Consider the following 23223-nt stretch of genomic DNA (forward strand, 5'->3'; position numbering starts at 1 on the left):
CGGGAGTATGTTAGCACAACTCAAACACAATAACCTTAAAATTGTCGGGGAGCTTTATATTTTCGCCAATTGCCTTCTAATCCACCAATCCAGCCAAAATCTAAAATTATTCCAGCAAAATGTCCACAACTCAAATATAAATGCTATATGTCCGCCAAAGTCCCTCAAGATCGATCGACGACTAATATTATCTCCGATGTCAGCAAATTTTGGCACAGTGTCAAGCTGATCGCTGCTCCCTATTGGTATCCTACCGAGTCGGGGGGAAGGACTTTTTCCGATGTGATCCAAGCTTGGGCAATGCTCATCCTACTAATCGGGGCAATCCTAGCGGTTGTAGGCTTAAATGCCTTCAATAGCTTTGTTAGTAATTACTTAGTTGATGTCATTCTTGAAAAAAGTGATTTTGATAAATTTGTCAAAACTTTGGTAGTTTTTGCGGTTGGACTGCTCTTTGTCACCCTTTTAGTTGGCTTGCTTAAATTTCTCAGAAAAAGAATCGCCCTGGATTGGTATGCTTGGCTCAATGACTGGATTCTCAACAAATATTTGCATAATCGCGCCTATTACAGAATTAATTTTAAATCCGATATCGACAACCCAGATCAGCGTTTATCCCAGGAAATTGAGCCGATTACCAGTAAAGCTCTCTCCTTTTTTGCCGTTGCCCTGGAAAATGTCCTAGATATGATCACTTTTTTAGTGATTCTCTGGTCAATTTCTTCCTCTGTCGCCATTATTTTAGTCGTTTGGACAATTCTCGGTAACGTCATTGCTATCTATTTTAACCAAGCTTTAAATAAAATTACTCAAGAAGAATTAGAACTTAAGGCTAACTACAATTATGCTCTAACCCACATTCGTAATCATGCGGAGTCAATCGCTTTCTTTGAGGGAGAAAATCAGGAATTAAATATTATTCAGCGGCGATTTAATAAACTCTTAGACAGCGCTAAACGTAAAATTGATTGGGAGAGAGGCACAGAAATTTTTAGTCGGGGCTATCAGGCGGCAATTCAAGTATTTACTTTTGTCATTTTGGGTCCTTTGTATATCAATAGTGAGGGCATTAGTTTCGGACAGGTCGGGCAAGCCTGTTTAGCGGCTAATTTGTTTGCTACGGCGCTGGCGGAATTAATTAGTGAATTTGGCACTTCGGCACAATTTAGCAGTTATGTTGAACGTCTATCGCAATTTTCCCAAGCCTTAGAAGAAGTCATTAAACAACCCGAAAATTTAAGCACGATTAAAACCATCGAAGAAAACCAATTTTCCTTTGAAGATGTCACCTTGCAAACTCCCGATTATGAACAGGTGATTGTCGAAAACCTCTCCCTTTCTGTTCAGCCCGGACAAGGTTTATTAATTGTCGGGCCGAGTGGTCGGGGTAAAAGTTCCTTGCTACGCGCTATCGCCGGTTTATGGAATGCCGGAACTGGCCGATTAGTTCGTCCCCCCCTAGAAGAAGTATTGTTTCTGCCCCAACGTCCCTATATAATATTAGGAACCTTGCGAGAACAGTTACTTTATCCCAATCGTAATCAAGAAACCAATGAGATAAGATTGAGGGAAGTTTTGCAAGAAGTCAATCTCCAAAATTTACTAAATCGAGTTAATAGCTTTGATACAGAAGAGCCTTGGGAAAACATTTTGTCCCTGGGAGAACAACAACGTTTGGCTTTTGCTAGGGTATTAATTACCCGTCCCAGTTTTACTATCCTCGATGAAGCCACAAGTGCTTTGGACTTAAACAATGAGGAAAATTTATATCGGCAATTGCAGAAAACTCACACAACTTTTATTAGTGTCGGACATCGGGAAAGTCTCTTTAACTATCATCAATGGGTTTTAGAACTCTCTAGTAATTCCCATTGGCAACTGCTTACAGTGGAGGAATATCGCCGACAAAAAGTGAAAGAAATTATTAATATTTCTGTCGATAATTCTCAAACTAGGCTCGAAGATTTACCGAATCAGGAAACCGAGGTCAATCCTAAAATCAATTCTGCCGGGGAACCCCCCCCCGAATCGCCAACAACAACAATCTTAACAGAAGTCGAAGAGGGACTTTCCCATGCACAAATGAAGGAATTAAGCGACTATTCCCTCAGTAGCATTAGAAGCAAAGCCAGTCAGGGAAAATCAATTACGGGGAAAGACGGACTGACCTATCGCTATGACAAAGACCCTAAAATCTTAAAATGGCTAAGAGTTTAGCTAATGAGAGACGGGTCAACAAACAACGTTAAACCATTACACCAACTTAGCTACCCCAAAAATGAATCAAACCCTGGTTAATCAACAACAGTTGTTCCAAGAAATCGTCCAAGATATCGAGCAAAATAAAATTGCAATCGCGGCGAAAAAACTGCGTCAACAGGAAGCAGATAGCTGTGAAATTCCGGCTCAGTGGCTCTGGAAAACAGCAGCAGCTTTGGAAACCAACGACTGGAGCATTTTATCAGAAGATTTCATTAATCTGAATTTTATCGGCAAAAATGGTTATTTTCTGATGATTGCTCCCTATCGCATCAATCGTCAGGGAGAACGACAACTCACTTTGAGTGCAATTTACGGAAAAATCCACCAAAATAGTCAACCTTCTATCGAACAACTAGAAAGCTTGACTCGTGAAAAATTTGGCAGTCTAAGACAACCGATTCCCAGAAATTTGTCCTTTACTGAAATTGCTAGTTGTGGCACGGTTAAAGGTGAAAAGGGGGAGGCTTTTATCGTTCCCCATAGGTGGACTTTTCCCAATAGTGTTCAGGGACCAGCTTTAAATAATGCCAGTGAGCAAAAAAGACGCTTTTCTGGTTCTAGCTACGAATGTATCCGAAAAATTTTTGAGCCAGAAACGGCCGATTTGCTATTAGGACCCCTGGAGGATCAAATTAATGGTGAACGCTATCGTCATCTCGATACCCAATTCCATGAAGCGGGTCATGCTAGTGGGTTAGGATTTGACTTAAAACTCAAAAATAAACTGTTTCAAAACTATACCTATGCCGGAGTCGAGGAGTGGCGCTCAGATAGTTTAGGCTTTGAATTTGCCGACTGTGCTTTACCTGCCGAAGAAGCGGGAAAATTAGTCGCTGTTAATTTCTGCATTCGCTTTGGTTTGGATGCTCACCGTTTAGGGGGTTTAGAAAAAGATGTGGACGTCCACGCTAGTTTGATCAGTTTGGAATATCTCTTGCAGAATGATGCTATTTATCTCACAAAAAATGGTCAATTGGCCCTGCGTAATGTCAGTTATCCAGGCTTACTAAAAGCGGTGGAAATGCACCGAACAAAAGCTTTATCTCTAACGCGAAGGGAGTTGAATCTAAATAGTTTAACAGGTCTTTTTGCTCTGTATAAAGTGGATATTCATCCCGCAACCCAATTAATTTTTCAAGGACTAATTGTAGAGCGATGCCGCGGAATTTGGTCAGAGTTACAATAAGTACCTAGGGTTTGCTGATAATCGGCCCGGGGAGGGATGTCCATCAGCCATGAGCATCCCTCCAAAGCCTAGGTCTCTACTACTTGATGGCGATAGGGATTGGGGTCAACTCCCCTGAGTTTCTCGCCACAGCAAGTGCCGGCCCGGGAATATTAGTCGTTGACTCCTACACATTTATTTATATATATCGCTAGATAACTAAAATGTGTTAAGCTAGGGGGTAGCATTCTGGGAAATCACGACAGATAGATAAGTCTCTTATTAGTCAGAGTCCCTGAACCCCTGATTACTCCTTTCTCCCCTGGGCGATTACAAAACCAATGGCTGAACAACGCTCTGTACTAAAATTTAATGGCATCGATGATCATATTGATCTATCCCACGGATTTCTTGACATCGATCAGAGTATTACCATTACATTTTGGGCAAAAGGGGAAAATAATTTAGCTACAGAAACGACTTTTTTAGAAGCTGTTAATCAGGAGAATAACCGCGTTCTACATATTACCCTGCCTTGGGGTGATCCCGTGAAACCTGCAATTTTTTGGGATGCGGGAAATGAAGAAGGTTTCGATCGAATTGAAAAAAAAGTCAAGCTTAAAGATTATAGTGATTGGACTCACTGGGCCTTTGTTAAAAATGCGACCACAGGCCGAATGTTGATCTATCGCAATGGGATCATTTGGCATCGTGGCAACGGTCATAACCGTGCCTTAACGGGGATTGAAAAAATCATCTTGGGAGCCTCTGTTAATCTCTCCCATTATTGGCAAGGTTGTCTTGCAGAAGTTTCTGTTTGGAATCAAGCGCGTAGCCAAGAAGAAATCCAAGAAGCGATGTATCAATCTCCCTTAGTTGATGACCTTGGTTTAGTTACTTATTTATCACTCAATGGCAGTGCCGAGGATCAAACAAGTTATAGCAATCATGGTATTCTTTATGGGACAACCTGGCAACTAGATAGTCTTCCCTCTAAACCGACCTCGATCCCTAAATCAAAAGTTCAGACTAGCAGTAAAGCTAGAAGGAATGTGAAAAGGATAACAATGGTCAACGAAATTTTTAACTCCCTTGAAGCAGAAGAAGTGGTTGAACAGGATGCTCCAGCCGAACATCAAGAACCTTCCCGGGAAGAGAATCCAGAATCAATTATAATTGCCGCAGAAGCTGCTCTTGCCAGCAATGAAATTGAGGAGATTACTAAAACGGCAATTTCTGCACCAGATATCCTGACTTATTCAAACCAGAAAAAACGGTTAATTATTTGTTGTGATGGTTCTTGGGAAGACTCTACCAGTGCTTACCCCACCAATGTGGTTAAATTCGCCGAATCTATTAAGTATATTGCCGAGGATCAAACCCATCAAATCGTCTTTTTGTCAGGTTCTGGCAGCGCCGAAGATAACGAATTTATTAAAAGTTTAGGGAATGAAACTTTTGGCTGGGGCCTTGATCGGATGATTCAAGATGCCTATCGTTTTCTTGTCCTTAACTATAATCCCACAAGCGAGGATGAAATTTATTTGTTAGGTTTTAGTCGAGGAGCATATATCGTTCGTTGTTTGGCTAGTTTTATCGATAAATGTGGAATCCTAAAACGCTCTAAGATTAAAGAAATTCCCCTAGCTTATCAACTATATCGAGACCACACCGTTAGTTCCGATAGTGCCAAAGCTAAACAATTTCGTGCCGCTAATGCCAAAAAAATTGAGACAGAAAAGGAAGATTTTCAAGATCGTATTCCAGTCAAGATGTTAGGTTGTTGGGATACAGTTGGTCATTTTGGTATTCCTGATTTAACCCCTTGGTTTCCCCTAGCTAAGTTTTATCATAAAAAATATGAATTTAGTAACACAACATTAAGTCCGATTATCCAAAATGCTTTTCATGCTGTTGCCATTGATGAAAAACGTAAAAACTTCCCTTCCACTCCGATCAAAGCCAATCCCGAAAATCCTGAACAAGTTGTCAAAGAAGTTTTATTTGTCGGTGAACATACCTGTCTAGGTGGTGGCAAAAAAGAATATCAAGGACTTTCCGACTACCCCTTACAATGGATGATTAATCAAGCCAAAAAATTGGGATTAGAGTTTGATTCAACCACCTCTGAATTTGAGGAATTCCCAATTAAACTAGACCCGACCATCAAGTTCGATAATACTGTTAAAGGATTGTCGGCCTTGGGAGGTGAGCAATGGCGATATTTCAATACAAAAGTTGTCACTGTTCATCACAGTGTGGTAAAACGATTAAAGGCTTTTTCCGATTATCGTCCCAAAAGTCTTGAACCTTTTCTTCAAGCTTTACTTGACGGCGATCAACAGACAGATTAACCTTGCTTTAAAATTAAATTAATCCTTCGCTAAAAATTTGAGGTGATTTTTATGGAACTCGATAACATTATCAAAAAAGTGGCAGGTACTTATTTAGCTTCGGCTATTATTGCTGTGATCGTGCTAATTGTGACCCTCGGACAACCCTTTGTAGTTTTTCTGGGTATTGGAGCGATGGGGTTGGTTACTGTCTTAGGAGATGCGATCGCTCAGTACGGAATTGAAGCGGTTCTGAATGCTTTTTACACTGAGCGAAGTAAAAAAGAATCCCTGGAAACACTTTTAGCTGAAATTGATGCTTTACCTCTGACGGATGACCTGAAATTAAAAACCAAAAAATACTTGACTGACCATCAAGAACAGACAGTAAAGCAGCAAGAAACAGTAACTGAGCCAACTCCTGAAAGTCCTCAAACAGTTGTCATTGAAAAGGAACCAGTTGTTGAAAAGGAACCAGTTGTTGAAAAGGAACCAGTTGTTGAAAAGGAACCAGTTGTTGTTGAAGTTGAAAATGTTTAATTAGGTATTGCTCCCTCTTGCAATAGCTGGGAGCAGCGGATGATTATTGCTAAGTACTGAGGAATTTTTTGGTCTAAGATAGCTATGCTAAATAGGAACTCTCAACAGCTGATGACCTATAAAACAATTGCCATTTATGAGCAAAGCTATCAACTTCCTGTTTTTAAAAATAGATACTTAAAGAATTTTCAGAAAATCATCAAGGAACGTCGGAAATTAATTCAAGAAGGAGTTCGCTACCATTACTATTTTGGTAAGATTATTAAACGAAAAGAAAAAATTACTCAACAAGAAATCTTGATTGAGACTCAGTTATTAATTAAAGACTATAATTTATTAATTAACGGACTAGAAATCTATCAAGACGGATATTATCGTTTTTTACTACAACTGAGTGACAATCTCAAAATTTTATTTTCCCAAAAATATCAAGAATTAAAAATCTTAGACTACGAGAGAATAAAGTTAGAAATTAAAAATAATAATAATCAAAATATTCTCAATCAACTCAAGCTAGAAAAACAGGAAAATTTTCGGGCAATTTTGCTACTGGGAAAAACATCTTTTTTGATGTTGAGAAAAACTAAATTACTAGGAGAAGGAGTTCAGAAATTAGCCGAGGATACTCAAAAGCAGAAAAAAATTGTGCAAGCAATTATTCAAGAACTCAAAATTTATGAGGAATTGAATCATTATCAACTCAAATCTCAACGAGTTCGCCAAGAAATTGCTGATCTTGCCCAAAATGCGATTAATTTTGAAACCTACCTACAGGACTATTTTGCTCCTTTTCAATTATTAATAGAAGAAGTCATTAAGGTGGACGAAGAATTTTATGCAACAGTTGGAGAAATTAAGTATTTGGTAGATAATATTTTTCCACCTCAGCCTAATCTCTTAGAAACATCAGATTCCGCCATAAATTCTGAGTTTTTGCTAAATTTTATGGCGAATGGTTACGAGAAAGAAGCAAGGTTAAAAGAGGCTTTTTCCTCTGATCAATTTAATGATTACTTATTCAATGAAAGTGAATGGTCAGAACAATTTATTTCCCTAGAAAAAACCATCAATAAATTATCTGATCATTTAGCAGAACAAGAGGTTTGTCAAAAAGACGCTATCCCGAAAACTCCCCTGGCAATAGTTGTCTCTCAATTCACTCAAAACAATCTTCACAAATCTTCTAGTTCTAAAAATCCCCCGACTTCCCCAAATATCTTGACTCAAGAATCGGCTGATCTTGATTATAATCAATTACAAGATTTGCTAAGAAAGCAACAGTGGCAAGCGGCTGATCGCCAAACAACCAAACTACTATTAAAAATCTTGGGTAAGACCTACTGGAATGAGGTTTATCCCCAAGATATTGCTCAATTACCTTGTTCGGATCTGAAAAAAATTGATCAACTTTGGCTTCATTATAGTAATGGTCATTTCGGGTTTAGTATTCAGCAAGCCATTTTCTCTAGTCTCGGTGGTTTAGTGGATTATGAAACCCAAAAGAAACTTGGCGATCGCCTAGGTTGGCGGCAGCAGGGTCAATGGCTCAATTATGAGCAACTAAACTTTCAATTAGAGCCGAATTCTCCCCTCGGTCATTTACCCGTTCATTGGTTGATTTTTGAAGAAAATCTTTGTTACCCATCTGCCGAGGTTGCTGACAATCAAAACTCCCTAGCTTTCTGGAGAGTTGGCAATTGGTTATTGTGGCAACTTCACCTGGTTTTAAGCAAAATTCAAGCCTGTGGAATTATTCCTCTGTCTGACTTGTGAACTACTCTCAACGGATTTGAGAGTAGTTCACAAATACCGTAAAAAAAGATTCATATCTCAAATCAGCAACGCCAAAATTTTCACCACCAGAGATGAAAGAGGTTTCCTTCCCTACACCCCACACCCGTTCGGACCTCGGCGTGAGACTTCGGCGTGAGCTTTTGTCGAACGCTCGGTCGAACGCTGAGATCACGGCCGAAGCCTTTTGCCTGTCCTTATAAGTAGCCCATACCTAGGGTCTGCTGAATAAATCTAAAAACCTTGTTGGATAATACTTTTAGACTTTTTTCCCATCAAAAAGTGCCTTAGCTAGGGGTGATCGGGGGGAAAATTCAGGTACTTTTTCCCTGAAAATTAGGTAGTTGACCACCTGAAAATCGGTAAAACCCTACACCCCACACCCCACACCCCACACCCTGCCCCCAGGGAAAACTTTTTCAGCAGACCCTACCTATATCTATAGGTATGGATTATAGTCATTTCAAATAAGTGTGAGACGAGGGAAAAATAAGGTAAAATAAAGAGAAACGAGCAACCCATATAGAAAAATGTCTTATAGCCTAGACTTGAGAAAAAAAGTAATCGATTATGTAGAGAATGGGGGAAGCATAACCAAAGCCGCCGCTCTATTTAATATAGGAAGAGCGACGATATATAGATGGCTAGGTAGGGAAAAACTGGAAGCAACAAAGGTAAAACACCGTCAGAGAAAGCTGGACTGGAAAGCACTGTCAAAAGATGTCCAAGAAAATCCCGAGGCAAGATTAAGAGACAGAGCCGAGAAGTTTGGAGTGAGACCAAGTGCCATTTGCTATGCCTTAAAAAAAATGAAAATTACCAGAAAAAAGAAGGAACTTCGTTATAGAGAAAGAAACCGAGAAGAAAGAATGAAATACTACAGAGTGCTGAGAGAATTGATTAAAACATATGGAAGTGAAAGCCTTGTATTCATTGATGAGTCAGGGTTTGAAGAATTTCAAGCCTGCCTTTATGCCTGGTCAAAAAAAGGTAAGAAAGTATTGGGAGATAGACAAGGAAAACGAGGAAAAAGAGAGAACCTTGTGGCCGGGAGAAGAAAGGGAAAAAAAGACTTTATTGCCCCGATGGTATTTACAAGAAGCCTGAATGCCGAAGGTTTTGAAGGGTGGTTATCTTTATATTTATTGCCCTCTCTAGCCATAACATCAGTATTAATTATGGATAATGCACCAATTCATCGGAAGACAGTGATTAGACAACTGGTAGAGGAAGCAGGTCATCAGGTAGTGTTTTTGCCAAAATACTCTCCTGATTTAAATGATATCGAACATGATTTTAGTGCATTAAAGAGGGCAAGAATGTATGCTCCTGTGGGGACACCCCTTGATGAAATTATTCGTACTTATTGTGTCGCCTAGTGTCTCGTTCTTATTTGAAATAACTATAACTTTAGTCATTGATAAAAATCTATGACTAAAGACGTAAACATCGATTGACATTACCTATTCCATCGCTTATCCTGTGTGAGTAGAATCACTGGATTGTGCGACTCAAGTTCGAATTGCGCCCATGATTCCCGTTTTGTCACCCTGTTTAAACAGATCAGGGAAATGCAGGGGTAACTGTCTCCAATCAAGGACAGGAGATCGCCAGCAGTCCTGGTACTGTCAAAACTATAAATTTCCCCTGACGGTGACATCGGTTTGGCGCTGAAGCGCAACGACAACTTAAGGTTTAATGGTTTTTCTCCTGAATACCTTTACTCTTTTCCCACCTATTGCCCATCTATGGCATCAACCACTATGGTAACTACCCCTAAGTCATCGTCACAAAACACCCTTGATAATCAGAAGAAAATAACTGAGAACGAGCAAATACCAAATAGTAATACCGCCACCAGTAAGATTGATGACTTGTTAAAGACTGCTCTCGGTGGCAAAAAATTAAATCTTCTCTCCCCAAAAGAATTAAGTGAGCTTTTGGACAAAGTTAATTTTTTAGATGCAATTGGACTTGATACTGAGGGAAAACAGATACCAAACAAGGGCAATAACCAAAAGTCAAGTTCTACCTCAACTCTTACCTCAAGTCCTACCTCAACTCTTACCTCAGGTCGTACCTCAACTCTTACCTCAAGTTCTGCCTCAACTGTCTCACTACCAGATTTAGTGGGCAGTTTTGGCACGATTAATTTGCCAACTACGGTTGACTTCGGCGCGACTGGAAGTGCACAGGTAATTGTCACCAATCAAGGACAGGCGCTCGCCAGTGGTCCTAGTACTGTCAAACTGTACATTTCCACTGACGGTGAGATTGACAGTAACGATGCGTTGCTCACCAGTGTCAGCACAAACTTGAACCTAAGCGCCGGGCAGTCAGTCACCCTAAACTTAACGTATAACAACAATACTTCAGTCATCGCTCCGGGGGCTTACTTTCTCATCGCTCAAGTTGATGCCAATAACCAAATTGCCGAACAACTGGAAACCAATAATGTCACCAGTAAATTAGTATCGGGACTCAATACTAATGCCGTCATCGACTGGAATGCGATCGCCTTAAATGCAGTTCAAGCCGAGGGCAAAGCGGGGCGGGGAGTCGCACCGACCGTAGGTTCTCGCTTAATGGCTCTAGTTTCTACTGCCGTCTATGATACGGTCAATGCTTTCAACACTTTATATCCCTCCTACGCTGTAAATGTGAACGCACCAGCGAGTACCTCGTTGGTGGCGGCGGCAGTCGGTGCTGCTTATCGAGTTCTCTCCACTCAATTATCTGGACAAAGTAGCTTGTTCTCAGAGCAATTGTCTAATTCTCTGGCGGAGATTCAGGACAGTGCCACCGCTGAAAGCCGGGGGTTTAATTTGGGCATTCTAGTAGCCAATCAGAGCATCACTTTACGCGCTAATGATGGTTCCAACAACAATACACCTTTCACTCCGCCACCGGGAGACTACTAGAGCATCAATTTTGTTTTGAGGGATAAAAAAAGAGCTAATCTGGAAGAAGTTATCCAACTTCAGACAAAAAAATGCCGAAGAAAAAATATATTGTAGATCTAACAGACTCCGAAAGAACTGAACTCGAGCAGCTAACCAAGAAAGGAAAAATAGCAGCTTACAAAATGAACCATGCCAGAATACTACTTTTAGCAGACATCAATCAACAGGAAGGTGGTTGGACTGACTCGAAAATTAGTGAAGCCTTAAATGTTGCTCAAGCCACCATTGAGAGAGTACGACAAAGATTTGTCGAGTCAGGAATTGAATCATCATTAACTCGAAAAAAGCAAGAACATCGCCGTGCCAAAATTATCGATGGGGAAAAGGAAGCATATCTGATTGCCATCGCTTGTAGTGAAACACCAACGGGACGAGCAAAATGGACACTTCAAATGCTGGCAGATAAAATGGTCGAACTTGAATATGTGGAAAAAATATCACGAGAAACCATCAGAAAAACCTTAAAAAAAATGAATTGAAACCATGGCTGAATCAATCATGGGTCATTCCCCCAAAAGAATCAGCGGAGTTTGTCTGTGCGATGGAAGATGTCTTGGATATTTATCATAGTGAGTATGACCAGCAAAATCCTTGGCTGTGTTTTGATGAGAGTTGTAAACAATTAGTCAAAGAAACAAAAGAGAAAATACCAGCCGAACCGAGAGAACCAGAAAGGTATGACTATCAATATGAGCGTAATGGTGTAGCCAATATGTTTATGTTTTTTGAACCATTACAAGGTTGGCGACATGTAGAAGTTACACAACAAAGGACGGCGAGCGATTATGCACACCAAATGAAATATTTAGTTGATGAGCGTTATCCCGATGCCCAGAAAATTAGAGTAATTCAAGACAACTTAAATACTCATGTAAAAGCCTCATTATATAAAGCCTTTGAACCGGAAGAGGCCAAGAGAATTTTAGATAAACTCGAATTTCATTACACTCCCAAACATGGCAGCTGGTTAAATATGGCAGAAATTGAGTTGAGCGTTTTGAATCGTCAATGTCTCGATCGTCGTATCCCAGACATGGATAGTTTAAAACAAGAAATTAAGGCATGGGAAGAAAATCGAAATGAAAAGTCAAATTCAGTTGACTGGAGATTTACTACTGCTGATGCTCGTATTAAGTTAAAAAAACTCTATCCCTCAATTCAAACTTGACAGACTACTACGTTTGGAGACCAGAAACCTCCGGCCCCACTGCTGGGGTAGCAGTCGGTGCCAACTGGGGGGGCGTAAATACTTGGACAATTGGCAACATTGACCAGTTTGTCTCGCAAAAACAACTTGATGTGACTCTTAATGGCCGTCCCAACACAAATCCTACATTGTATGCCCAAGAAATTGAAGAAGTCCGGCTCTACGGGGGCTTGCAAGACACTGCTCTCACTACCACTTTACGCACGGAAGACCAGACAGAAATGGCTGTTTTCTTTTCTTATGACCGGGCTGATACCTTCCGTCCCTACGGGCATTTAAACCAAATTGCTCAAAAAATTGCGGTGAGTGAGGGCAATACCTTGCAAGAAGATGCCAGCCTATTTGCCGCGTTAAATACCGCGCTGGCAGATGCGGTAACTGTCGCTTGGAAAGAGAAATACACTGAACTCCAACCTCGCCCCGATGACGTAATTGCTGGAGGATTTGCGGCTAATGACGGGATAGCTGCTACGGTGGCCGATCCCAATTGGAAATCCTTGCTGTCACCATTAAAGGGGGGGGTTAATTCGCCAGCCTTTCCGGATTATATGTCAGGGCATTCCGCCATGGGGGGAGCATTTGCTGGAGTGATGACTGACTATTTTGGTGACAACTATGTGTTTAGTGCTGTCTCCCAAGAGCTTCCCGGTGTCGTTCGTAATTTCGATAGCTTCTATGAAGCGGGATTGGAAGATGCCCTCAGCCGTATTTATGGCGGGGTTCACGTCCGTGAGGCTTGTATTGATTCTTTTGAAATGGGGTTAGCTGTTGGCGAGTTTGTTGCGGCAAATTTCTTTCAGCCACCTGTCTAATATCATGTCGAGTTGAACGAACCTGCATCAGTCCCCACCCTTCGGCAACGCACCGGTGGGGAAGGTGCAGGGGGCGGCAATTTGAGGACTCGATGTCCGAAAAATTGCCAGCTAAATTTTAGGTGTATCCTGATTTTTGATAAGTACCTAAGCAAAATTAATTACACATCACACTCTTAACAAGTAATTTAGGTTCTTCGTTACTTGGTATGGTTTGATCGGGAGGCATAAATGGACTAAATCCTTATCTGGCAAGAGACTTAATTGATTAGTTCGTTCTAGAGCGAAAACAATTGACAAAAATCGCAGCAATGTCTTTCTCGATAATGGTTTCATCCCTTATAACCTCGTTCATTGCATAACACAAACCGAAGAACCGTAATTTGGATAGTCAACAGCTTAACTTACCCACTGATAACTGACTAACTGATAACTGATAACTGTCTCGGAGTCTCCACTAGGAAATTAATTTTGCACGACTACTTATACCATTTTTCAAAAGTAATGACAGAGATGGTTATGCCTGGTGCATCTCAATTTTGTCGAAATATCCAGATGACATTTTGGGCGCACGCGGTGCGCCCCTACCATTGGCGAAATAATATTATTGTAGGGGCGAATTGCCTTCGCCCTCTTTGAACAACTTCTGCTGCTCACCTTAAGTGAGAGAAAATCACCAATAGGATACCATTTTTCTTTATTCGCGTCACAACGAATGCAGGCTTGGCAAGCATTCGAGCGTGGATGTCTGTCATGGATTTAGAAATTTGGTATTAGGGGTTGCTGAATAAATCTAAAAACCTTGGGGGGTAAGACTTTTAGACTTTTTGTCAATCAAAAAGTACCAGATCTGGGAGTGATCGGGGGGAAAATTCAGGGACTTTTTCCCTGAAAATTAGGTAATTGACCCCGGCTCGACTGATCTCGCCGAACGTCCTCAAAATCGCTAAAACCCTACACCCCACACCCGTTCGGCTGAGCGTTCGACAAAAGCTCACGCCGAATTCTCACGGCCGAAGCCCACACCCCACACCCTGTCCCCACGAAAAACTTTTTCAGCAGACCCTACTTATGTGAGACATATCACTGAATCGTGCGACCCAAGTTGCAATTGCCGCCGTAATTGTCACCAATCAAGGACGGATGATCGCCCGCAGGCCTTGTACTGTCAAAACCGTACATTTCCACTGACGGTGACATCGGTTTGGCTCTGAAGGGCTGACGGCAGTTCACAAAAATTTATCTAAACCTGGTCAAACCTGATTAAACTTGCTCAAACCTTAAGCTATCATAGTGGTATGAGTAAGTTGTCAATCAGTCAGACAGCGAGAATCAAGGTTGTTAGTATATCTGCCGTAAGAAGATGAAAACTGCGGAAAAACTTGTTTTTGAACTCACTGCCAATCTTAACAATCCTTGGCAAAATGAACTTTATGTCAGTTGCTTAACCAGAGGGCAATTCAGGCATATTTGAGGAGAATTTGCCATCTCAATTGTTAAGCAAAAATCGACCAGATGGGTCGATTTCGCAACTATTCTGATTGACTGGTGTCACTTGAAATGCCCACACAGCAAGCGGATCACAAAATTGGACAATTGTCAATAGCGTTTGAGATGCTCTCACCCTGGCCGTATCAGCCTGGGTCGTAGATAGTGCCGACACTGGGACGGGGTTATAAGGAATAAAACTCTTATAGGGACGGACATTGCTGCGATTTTTGTCAATTGTTTTCGCTCTAGAACGAACTAATCAATTAAGTCTCTTGCCAGATAAGGATTTAGTCGATTTATGACCCCCGGGCAAACCATCCAAGTAACGAAGAACCCAACAACTTAAGGTTTAATGGTTTTTCTCCTGAATACCTTTACTCTTTTCCCACCTATTGTCTATCTATGGCATCAACCACTCCTATAACTACCGAAGGGTCATCGTCACAAAAACCCGTTGATGATCCGAAAAAAGTACCTGAGAACGAGCTACCAACTACCGCCACCAGTAAGATTGATGAGTTGTTAAAGAGTACTGTAGGTGGCAAAAATTTAAATCTTCTCTCCCCAAAAGAATTAAGTGAGCTTTTGGACAAAGTTAATTTTTTAGATGCAATTGGACTTGATACTGAGGGAAAACAGATACCAAACAAGGGCAATAACCAAAAGTCAAGTTCTACCTCAACTCTTACCTCAGGTTCTACCTCAACTCTTACCTCAAGTTCTACCTCAACTGTCTCACTACCAGATTTAGTAGGCAGTTTTGGCACGATTAATTTGCCAACTACGGTTGACTTCGGCGCGACTGGAAGTGCACAGGTAATTGTCACCAATCAAGGACAGGCGCTCGCCAGTGGTCCTAGTACTGTCAACCTGTACATTTCCACTGACGGTGAGATTGACAGTAACGATGCGTTGCTCACCAGTGTCAGCACAAACTTGAACCTAAGCGCCGGGCAGTCAGTTACCTTGGACTTAACGTATGACAACAATACTTCAGTCATCGCTCCGGGGGCTTACTTTCTCATCGCTCAAGTTGATGCCAATAACCAAATTGCCGAACAACTGGAAACCAATAATGTCACCAGTAAATTAGTATCGGGACTCAATACTAATGCCGTCATCGACTGGAATGCGATCGCCTTAAATGCAGTTCAAGCCGAGGGCAAAGCGGGGCGGGGAGTCGCACCGACCGTAGGTTCTCGCTTAATGGCTCTAGTTTCTACTGCCGTCTATGATACGGTCAATGCCTTCAACACTTTATATCCCTCCTACGCTGTAAATGTGAACGCACCAACAAATACCTCGTTGGGGATGGCGGCAGTCGGTGCTGCTTATCGAGTTCTCTCCACTCAATTATCTGGACAAAATAGCTTGTTCTCACAGCAATTATCCAATTCTCTGGCGGAGATTAAGGACAGTGCCACCGCTGAAAGCCGGGGGTTTAATTTGGGCATTCTAGTAGCCAATCAGAGCATCACTTTACGCGCTAATGATGGTTCCAACAACAATACACCTTTCACTCCGCCACCGGGAGACTACGTTTGGAGACCAGAAACCTCCGGCCCCACTGCTGGGGTAGCAGTCGGTGCCAACTGGGGGGGAGTAAATACTTGGACAATTGGGGACATTGACCAGTTTGTTGCGGACAATCAACTTGATGTGACTCTTGATAACCGTCCTGACACAGAGCCTGAATTGTATGCCCAAGAAATTGAAGAAGTCCGGCTCTACGGTGGCTTGCAAGACACTGCTCTCACTACCACTTTACGCACGGAAGACCAGACAGAAATGGCTGTTTTCTTTGCCTATGACCGCCCTGATACCTTCCGTCCCTACGGTCAATTAAACCAAATTGCTCAAGAAATTGCGGTGAGTGAGGGCAATACCTTGCAAGAAGATGCCAGCCTATTTGCCGCGTTAAATACCGCGCTGGCAGATGCGGTAATCACTGCTTGGGAGGCCAAATACAGGGAACTCCAACCTCGCCCCGATGACGTAATTGCCGGAGGATTTGCGGCTAATGACGGGATAGATGCTACGGTGGGCGATCCCAATTGGAAGCCCTTGCTGTCACCATTAATGGGGGTTAATTCCCCACCCTTTCCGGATTATATGTCAGGGCATTCCGCCATGGGGGGAGCATTTGCGGCAGTGATGACTGACTATTTTGGTGACAACTATGTGTTTAGTGCTGTCTCCCAAGAACTTCCCGGTGTCGTTCGTAATTTCGATAGCTTCTATGAAGCGGGATTGGAAGATGCCCTCAGCCGTATTTATGGCGGGGTTCACGTCCATGAGGCTTGTATTGATTCTTTTGAAATGGGGTTAGCTGTTGGCGAGTTTGTTGCGGCAAATTTCTTTCAGCCTGTTCCGCCTGTCTTCTAATATTATGTCGAGTTGAACGAACCTGCATCAGTTCCCACCCTTCGGCAACGCACCGGTGGGGAAGGTGCAGGGGGCGGCAATTTGAGGACTCGATGTCCGAAAAATTGCCAACTAAATTTTAATGGTAAATCCCATGCTTTAGGTGATATCGGTCGCACTTTGGAATTATCCCTGGAAAGGGTGCGACAAATTGAGTCGAAAGCGTTGCAAAAACTGCGTCGTTAGATCACCAACAGAATATCCCTACTAGGGAGTTAAATAGTTAGTAAAAGTATAGTCAAATATAGACAGACTGAATTCCATTTCAGAAATTCCCTTCACTTTTACTTCGAGAGATTGATTCTCCTTGGGTGAACTACGCACCTCTCTATCCCATAGCGGTTAAACGCATTTGGGAATGCTTTTCGCAAAATGTTGTAGGAACCCATCACATCAGATTGGCAAAGAAATCCTCTATCTGTGCGATATAAACCTCGTTTAATCCTTTTTCCTGAAAACACTGGCTTTTCAGTTGTTTGTCCCTACACTGGTAGGGGGTCTAAATTCAAAAAATTAGCAACGGAGGTATAGGATTCCTCTTGAATAATCACTTTGATTCCTACTAATTGACATTTATAAATAATCATGTCAATTAATCGAGCATGAGGGATGGTCACAAATTTTTGATTGTTGACTTTGCCTAAGTTCACTCCTTGTTTCCAACCGTCATTTTTCCCAATTACTAAAGTTGTTATCTCTTGGTCAACTAAGAGCTTAACCAAATAACGACTAGCTTTATGAAGATAATCATCTACTTTCTGATTTCGACCGCGAGTTAAACGGCGAATCCTCTGGGAACTTTGACGATTACCTTTTAACAGAGATTGTAACTTAGCTCGACGTTGGTTATAAAATTGATTCAGGCTTTTTAACGGTCTGCCATTAATCAACAAAGGTATAAAATCCGGTTGATTTGAAGTTACAGCCATCAAATTATCTAGGGTTTGCGGCAAAAAGTTTTTCGTGGGGGTAGGGTGTGGGGTGTAGGGTGTGGGGTGTAGGGTTTTACCGATTTTGAGGGTGTCAATTACCTAATTTTCAGGGAAAAAGTATCTGAATTTTCCCCCCGAACACTCCCATATCCGGTACTTTTTGATTGACAAAAAGTCTAAAAGTCTTACCCAACAAGGTTTTTAGATTTATTCAGCCAACCCTATCTATGCCTAAATCTATCGCAGCTATCTTTTCATTAGGAGCTAATAACTGTTCGGTTTTCTCATAAATTACCTCGATTACATAACAATCACATTTAGGAACTATTCTGACTTCTGCTAGGCGCTCCGCAACTCTCGTCGGCAATGCAATTGAAGTACCTGATAGCTTGACTAATCCTTGCTTAAGACCTACTTTGCTGATGGCTTGAATTGTGTAAACTAAGAGATTTCTTCCTTCTTTTTTTGGCTCCTTATAGCCAGGGATTTTAGGTTTGACCAGAAATTTATCGGGGTGACTTTTAAACTCCGATGAAGCGGCAAAAAATGATGGCCAGTTTTTGTCTAATCCTCTTAAAACTTGTTGGGAAATTTTAGCGGGTAACGCTTGATACTGTTCTGTCTCTGACCTCAGAGAGGCCATCTGATTATAGGTCAAATAGCCATGGCCATAAATGAAGTTTTGTCGGATTAAATAGTTAGCTGAGTTGTAGAGATTTTTAGACTGCCAAGATAAATTATCTATCTCCGCCCAAAATCTATATCCTTTCTTGATAATGTGTCTTTCTGCTACTAACATTATTATATTATCCGTTGTCTTTTAACTCAGCGTCGGGTTTTGAAGGGTTGTCATCCGTTATGATAATTGTACCGGAAGGCAATTGATAGCCTGTTAAATTCCCTTGTTTCCACCACCTCCAAGCCGTTCGATAACTTATTCTTGTTTTTTTTGCCTAGTCTGATAGGTTCCTGTCTATATATTACCATGTCTGGCTATATATGACCATATTTGTATTGAAACTTTACAATACTAAATCTGGTTATTAAAGACTGATTATTTATTCCTCCTTTTGCATGAGTGCCTAGGCCTTTTTGAAATCAAAAAGTTCTGGATCGGGGAGTGTCAACCTATAGTGAAAGCCAGTTTTCCGACTGAATCATTCAGGGTTGCCGTCAGAACATAAGTATTGCGGATTTTCAAGCTCTCAACGGTTGCCGCTGATAGCTGACTCCTGAGGGCTAAGGAGAGGACCCAGAGCGATTGCAAGTCTGTGGAAAAGCTTAATTTGTTTTCCACTTCACCGTTAGTTAACCTAAAGTGAATATCATGTAATCGTCCCAAGATCGATTAGTAAGGGTTCCATGTCAATTATTACCCATAGAACTAAGATCGTAGCCACGATCGGCCCTGCCAGTAATTCGCCGGAAGTCCTCAAGCAGATGATCGGTGCGGGGATGAATGTAGCGCGGCTAAACTTTTCCCACGGTAGCTACGAGGATCATGCGAGAGTTGTTACCCTTTTACGGCAAATTTCTCAAGAATTAGACAATCCGATCACTCTTCTGCAAGATTTACAAGGGCCAAAAATTCGCGTTGGTCATCTCCCCAATGGTTCGATTACCATCAACGACGGCGATTATCTCACCCTTGTACCCATGGATGAGTATCGGGGAGAACCGAACACCGTTTCGATCGATTATCCCTATCTGGCCGAGGAAGCACAGCTAGGTGAGCAAATTCTCCTTGATGATGGTTTATTAGAGCTAAAAATCGTTGAAATTAACGGAAAAGAGCTAAAATGTCAAGTGTTGGAGGGAGGAATTCTCAAAAGTCGCAAGGGAGTTAATCTACCCCGTCTCAATTTGCGCTTACCTTCCATGACTGAAAAAGACAAACAAGACCTAGAATTTGGTCTTTCTCAGGGGGTTGATTGGGTTTCCCTCAGTTTTGTTCGTAAAGGAGAAGATATCAAAGCGATTAAGGCATTTTTAGCCGAGAGAAATCATGGGGATGTGCCAGTGATAGCTAAAATTGAAAAACCGCAGGCGATCAAAAATTTAGAGTCAATTGTCGAGGAATGTGACGGCATTATGGTGGCCCGGGGCGATTTGGGGGTAGAATTAAGCCCCGAAAAAGTCCCCATGTTGCAAAAACGCATTATCAGACTCTGCAACATGAAAACTATTCCCGTCATCACTGCCACCCAGATGTTAGAAAGCATGATTCACAATCCCCGACCGACTCGAGCCGAGGCTAGTGATGTGGCTAATGCGATTATCGATGGAACCGATGCGGTGATGTTATCGGGGGAATCAGCAGTGGGAGATTTTCCCGTCAAAGCGGTGGCTATGTTGGCCAAAATCGCCCATGATGTGGAAGCGGATGTGAAGTTTGATAATGTTCCCCCCAATGAGTCCGATGAAACTCACGCTCTCAGTGAGGCTTTAGTGGCGATCGATCAAACCCTTGATCTCCGTTATATTGTCACTTTTACCACCTCCGGCTACACTTCGCTACTGGCTTCTAAGGAACGTCCCTCGGTTCCCGTCATTGCCATGACTCCCAACAAACGCGTCTATCACCGTCTCAATCTAGTCTGGGGTGTGATCCCGATTCTTCTCGATCATCAGGTGTCCGTCTTTGAGGATGTGTTAAAGCAAACGGAATCAATTCTACTTCAGAAAAATCTAGCGCAATCGGGCGATAAAATCCTGATTATGGCGGGAATTCCCATGCAGAAAACTAAAGGCACCAATTTCCTCAAAATTCACACCATTTCGTAAGTTCTAGGAGTCGGTCGTCAGGGGACAGGAGATAGGAGATAGGAGATAGGAGATTATTTCTATTTATTCTCCCCACACCCCACACCCCACACCCCACACCCCACTTCCCCACTTCCCAAGAAAACCTATGTCAAAACTTGTATTAATTCGTCACGGCCAAAGTCTTTGGAATGCGGCCAATAAATTCACTGGATGGGTCGATGTTCCCTTGAGTGAACGCGGTCGGGCTGAAGCCATGATCGCTGCCTGTAAACTGAAAGAAGCCAAGATCACGATCGATGTCTGTTTTACCAGTCTCCTAATTCGCACTATGGAAACGGCAATAATTTGTCTGACTGAGTGTGATGAAATTCGCGCCGGTAAAATCCCTATTTTTAAACACGATAGCGATGATCCTGATTGGCACGGCTGGGATCGGTACGACGGTGATCCCAGCCAGGAAATTCCGATTTTTCCCAGTCAGTCCATCGACGAACGCTATTATGGTGATTTACAGGGTTTGAATAAAGCCGAAACTGCCGCTAAATTTGGAGAGGCACAGGTTAAGGAATGGCGTAGAGCCTATTTTACCCGTCCTCCCGGAGGTGAAAGTTGAGAGGATACCGTCACCCGGGTTGCACCCTTTTTTCAGAGTCGTATTCTCTCCCATATCCGACAGGGTGATCATGTCTTAGTGGCAGCCCACGGTAATTCCTTGCGGGCAATGATTATGACCTTAGAAAATCTTAGCCCAGAAGAAGTCCCCGGTTTGGAGTTAATCACGGGAGTTCCAATTGTCTATGATCTCGATGCGACAGGAAAAATTATCAGTAAGCAAATTCTGCCCTGATTTTTTCGTCTTCTTCCAGACGAGCAAGGTCATTTTATGTTATCCTGAATTCCCCGACCGACGACCGACTCCTAACCCCAGCAACAAACTTTGATTCTTCGGTTTGTCTTATGCAATCACAAATACCAGACTTGACCCATAAGGTTTTTAGGATAGGCAAAGAGTCCCTAGCATACTACCTACCGAATAACCAAAAATCATAACTTAGTAGATTGACAAAAATGAGATGTACCCATTTCCATCCCTCTTAAAAAGGGGGAAAAGGGGGACTTAAATTCGATGATTCGATCTGCAATTTTTCTGGGCAAAAATTGCTATTAACTATCCGGAGGGGGAATTACAGGAATTTCGATCCCGTCCGGCGCTAAGGGGGGAGGTGTGGGGGTTAGTCTTGGCTGGTAAACAGGTTCGGGCGTACTAACTAAGGGAATATTTTCCAGCACGGGAAGACGGGGAGTGATGGGTTGCGAAAACATCGCTTCAATTGCCGCTTTTCTGGTTTCTGGAGATTCCAAAGCTTGCTGCCAAAGACTTTCATAAAAGAAGAAAATCACCCCTAAACCCCGTTGACGAGCAGCCAATACCTTTTCTTCAATCAAGGGTAGGGCAATCGGTCGATTGCGTAAACCAGTTAAAACTCCCACAGCGGTGGGGATAGTTTGCTGAGTTTCCTGAATTTCGGGACGCTCTAATTGTTTGAGAAAACTGGGCAGATCGGGACGATAAACCTGTACGATTAACTCATCGACTAATCCTTGCCGCACCCAACCGAGCCAATCCTGTAGATGACCATTATAGGCGAATTCGTAGGGATTAGGGGCGATCGAAAGCAGTATATTCGGTTTAATTGCCTCAATTGATTCTTTGAGATTAGCCACAAAAGCGGTGATTTTATCGGCGCGCCATTTTGTCCATTCGGGATCCCGGGGGTTAGCCGGAGGCGTTTTTTCGGTTTCCTGTTGATAAAGAGCGATAGTATAGGGATCATAGCCGAATTCGTTGGGTAAACTCAGATGATCGTCGAATTGGATGCCGTTAATATCGTATTGTCCCACCACTTCCAAGACTAACTCCCGCAGAAAATTCTGCACCTCGGGACGGAAAGGATTCAACCACACCACCTCACCGGCTGCCCCTACCCAAGTGGTCCCCCCGTCGCGTTTTTGGGTTAACCAGTCCTGATGTTTTAAGGCTAATTCTGAGGTGGGAGGGGCCATAAATCCGAATTCAAACCAAGGAATGACCAATAATCCCCTTCCACGGGTTTGTTCCACCAATTCTGCCAAGATATCTTGTCCCTGCGCTCCCGTAGGCACAAAAGGCTGTATTCCTTCCCGTTGGGCGATCGCACTGGGATAGAGAGCATAACCGGAATTCCAAACCACGGGATAGATGGCATTAAAATTAAGATTAACTAATTGCTCGATCGCTTGTTGTCGTTTATCCCTGTCCATCAGCATCGCAGTATCGTTGGTGGTAATCCAAACACCGCGGATATCAGGATCTCGACTTTGAGAGAAAGCGGCAGAAAAATAGCCTAAGAGTAGGACTATGAGAAAAGATGCTAAGAATAGTAGTATAGGGAGCTTTTTAAGAATTTGCCGCCAAACGCTAGTCGGAATTAGAAAAGTCATTTCTTTAAGGTGAAGATTAACGGTTTTAACTGGTTATAATACCAGCTTTGCTCAAC

The 23223-nt window shown here is 42.3% G+C and carries 14 protein-coding genes and 2 pseudogenes; 13 read left to right on the top strand and 3 right to left on the bottom strand.

Annotated elements, in window-relative coordinates; genetic code table 11:
- The first annotated feature begins 147 nt into the window (after positions 1–147).
- The 11 genes and pseudogenes from GQR42_RS20150 to GQR42_RS20200 form a co-directional block, all read left to right on the top strand.
- Positions 148–2217, top strand: coding sequence for an ABC transporter ATP-binding protein/permease (locus GQR42_RS20150; RefSeq protein ID WP_158201340.1), 2070 nt, complete (start codon positions 148–150; stop codon positions 2215–2217).
- Between the two features lie 61 nt (positions 2218–2278).
- Complete coding sequence (locus tag GQR42_RS20155; protein ID WP_158201341.1) at positions 2279–3448, top strand: DUF6014 family protein; 1170 nt, start codon at positions 2279–2281, stop codon at positions 3446–3448.
- A 320-nt stretch (positions 3449–3768) separates the two neighbouring features.
- A complete protein-coding gene (locus GQR42_RS20160) occupies positions 3769–5781 on the top strand; it encodes a phospholipase effector Tle1 domain-containing protein (RefSeq protein ID WP_158201342.1) in 2013 nt (670 codons plus the stop codon).
- Between the two features lie 51 nt (positions 5782–5832).
- Positions 5833–6300, top strand: coding sequence for a hypothetical protein (locus tag GQR42_RS20165; protein ID WP_158201343.1), 468 nt, complete (start codon positions 5833–5835; stop codon positions 6298–6300).
- A gap of 111 nt (positions 6301–6411) precedes the next feature.
- Entirely contained in the window at positions 6412–8073 is a 1662-nt protein-coding gene (locus GQR42_RS20170) for a GUN4 domain-containing protein (protein WP_158201344.1), read from the top strand.
- Positions 8074–8621: 548 nt separating this feature from the next.
- Positions 8622–9470: an IS630 family transposase gene (locus tag GQR42_RS20175; RefSeq protein WP_158199409.1), complete on the top strand. Its 849-nt coding sequence runs from the start codon at positions 8622–8624 to the stop codon at positions 9468–9470.
- Between the two features lie 369 nt (positions 9471–9839).
- Entirely contained in the window at positions 9840–11012 is a 1173-nt protein-coding gene (locus tag GQR42_RS20180) for a CARDB domain-containing protein (RefSeq protein WP_233271095.1), read from the top strand.
- Between the two features lie 71 nt (positions 11013–11083).
- Positions 11084–12222, top strand: a protein-coding gene (locus tag GQR42_RS20185; protein WP_158199234.1) for an IS630-like element ISMae29 family transposase whose coding sequence is annotated in 2 segments (ribosomal slippage) — positions 11084–11516 and positions 11516–12222 — 1140 coding nt in all. Because the reading frame shifts where the segments join, the coding sequence is not laid out codon by codon here.
- A gap of 8 nt (positions 12223–12230) precedes the next feature.
- Positions 12231–13073: pseudogene (locus tag GQR42_RS20190) on the top strand (vanadium-dependent haloperoxidase); the annotation flags it as partial.
- Positions 13074–14966: 1893 nt separating this feature from the next.
- The gene (locus GQR42_RS20195; protein ID WP_158201345.1) at positions 14967–16949 is read left to right on the top strand and encodes a CARDB domain-containing protein; all 1983 of its coding nucleotides are present in this window, start codon (positions 14967–14969) and stop codon (positions 16947–16949) included.
- Positions 16950–17069: 120 nt separating this feature from the next.
- Positions 17070–17174, top strand: a pseudogene (locus GQR42_RS20200) (sigma factor-like helix-turn-helix DNA-binding protein); the annotation flags it as partial.
- 296 nt (positions 17175–17470) lie between these two features.
- Here the strand turns inward: GQR42_RS20200 and GQR42_RS20205 are convergent.
- Entirely contained in the window at positions 17471–17917 is a 447-nt protein-coding gene (locus GQR42_RS20205; protein WP_233271096.1) for an IS200/IS605 family accessory protein TnpB-related protein, read from the bottom strand.
- Positions 17918–18131: 214 nt separating this feature from the next.
- Complete coding sequence (locus tag GQR42_RS20210; RefSeq protein ID WP_158201346.1) at positions 18132–18719, bottom strand: transposase; 588 nt, start codon at positions 18717–18719, stop codon at positions 18132–18134.
- A 563-nt stretch (positions 18720–19282) separates the two neighbouring features.
- Between GQR42_RS20210 and pyk the strand changes: the two genes are divergently transcribed.
- A complete protein-coding gene (gene pyk, locus GQR42_RS20215) occupies positions 19283–20704 on the top strand; it encodes a pyruvate kinase (protein ID WP_158201347.1) in 1422 nt (473 codons plus the stop codon).
- A gap of 127 nt (positions 20705–20831) precedes the next feature.
- The gene (locus tag GQR42_RS20220; RefSeq protein WP_257792596.1) at positions 20832–21299 is read left to right on the top strand and encodes a 2,3-bisphosphoglycerate-dependent phosphoglycerate mutase; all 468 of its coding nucleotides are present in this window, start codon (positions 20832–20834) and stop codon (positions 21297–21299) included.
- A 551-nt stretch (positions 21300–21850) separates the two neighbouring features.
- Here the strand turns inward: GQR42_RS20220 and GQR42_RS20225 are convergent.
- Positions 21851–23167, bottom strand: a complete 1317-nt coding sequence (locus tag GQR42_RS20225; RefSeq protein ID WP_158201348.1) for a family 10 glycosylhydrolase — start codon at positions 23165–23167, stop codon at positions 21851–21853.
- Positions 23168–23223: the final 56 nt, after the last annotated feature.

Origin of the sequence: Microcystis aeruginosa FD4, from assembly GCF_009792235.1 — a bacterium.
Lineage (GTDB): Bacteria > Cyanobacteriota > Cyanobacteriia > Cyanobacteriales > Microcystaceae > Microcystis > Microcystis viridis.

Coding starts and splice junctions, on each gene's coding strand:
- GQR42_RS20150 (WP_158201340.1), top strand. CDS start 148: ATGTCCGCCAAAGTCCCTCAAGATCGATCGACGACTAATATTATCTCC.
- GQR42_RS20155 (WP_158201341.1), top strand. CDS start 2,279: ATGAATCAAACCCTGGTTAATCAACAACAGTTGTTCCAAGAAATCGTC.
- GQR42_RS20160 (WP_158201342.1), top strand. CDS start 3,769: ATGGCTGAACAACGCTCTGTACTAAAATTTAATGGCATCGATGATCAT.
- GQR42_RS20165 (WP_158201343.1), top strand. CDS start 5,833: ATGGAACTCGATAACATTATCAAAAAAGTGGCAGGTACTTATTTAGCT.
- GQR42_RS20170 (WP_158201344.1), top strand. CDS start 6,412: ATGACCTATAAAACAATTGCCATTTATGAGCAAAGCTATCAACTTCCT.
- GQR42_RS20175 (WP_158199409.1), top strand. CDS start 8,622: ATGTCTTATAGCCTAGACTTGAGAAAAAAAGTAATCGATTATGTAGAG.
- GQR42_RS20180 (WP_233271095.1), top strand. CDS start 9,840: ATGGCATCAACCACTATGGTAACTACCCCTAAGTCATCGTCACAAAAC.
- GQR42_RS20195 (WP_158201345.1), top strand. CDS start 14,967: ATGGCATCAACCACTCCTATAACTACCGAAGGGTCATCGTCACAAAAA.
- GQR42_RS20205 (WP_233271096.1), bottom strand. CDS start 17,917: ATGGCTGTAACTTCAAATCAACCGGATTTTATACCTTTGTTGATTAAT.
- GQR42_RS20210 (WP_158201346.1), bottom strand. CDS start 18,719: ATGTTAGTAGCAGAAAGACACATTATCAAGAAAGGATATAGATTTTGG.
- pyk (WP_158201347.1), top strand. CDS start 19,283: ATGTCAATTATTACCCATAGAACTAAGATCGTAGCCACGATCGGCCCT.
- GQR42_RS20220 (WP_257792596.1), top strand. CDS start 20,832: ATGTCAAAACTTGTATTAATTCGTCACGGCCAAAGTCTTTGGAATGCG.
- GQR42_RS20225 (WP_158201348.1), bottom strand. CDS start 23,167: ATGACTTTTCTAATTCCGACTAGCGTTTGGCGGCAAATTCTTAAAAAG.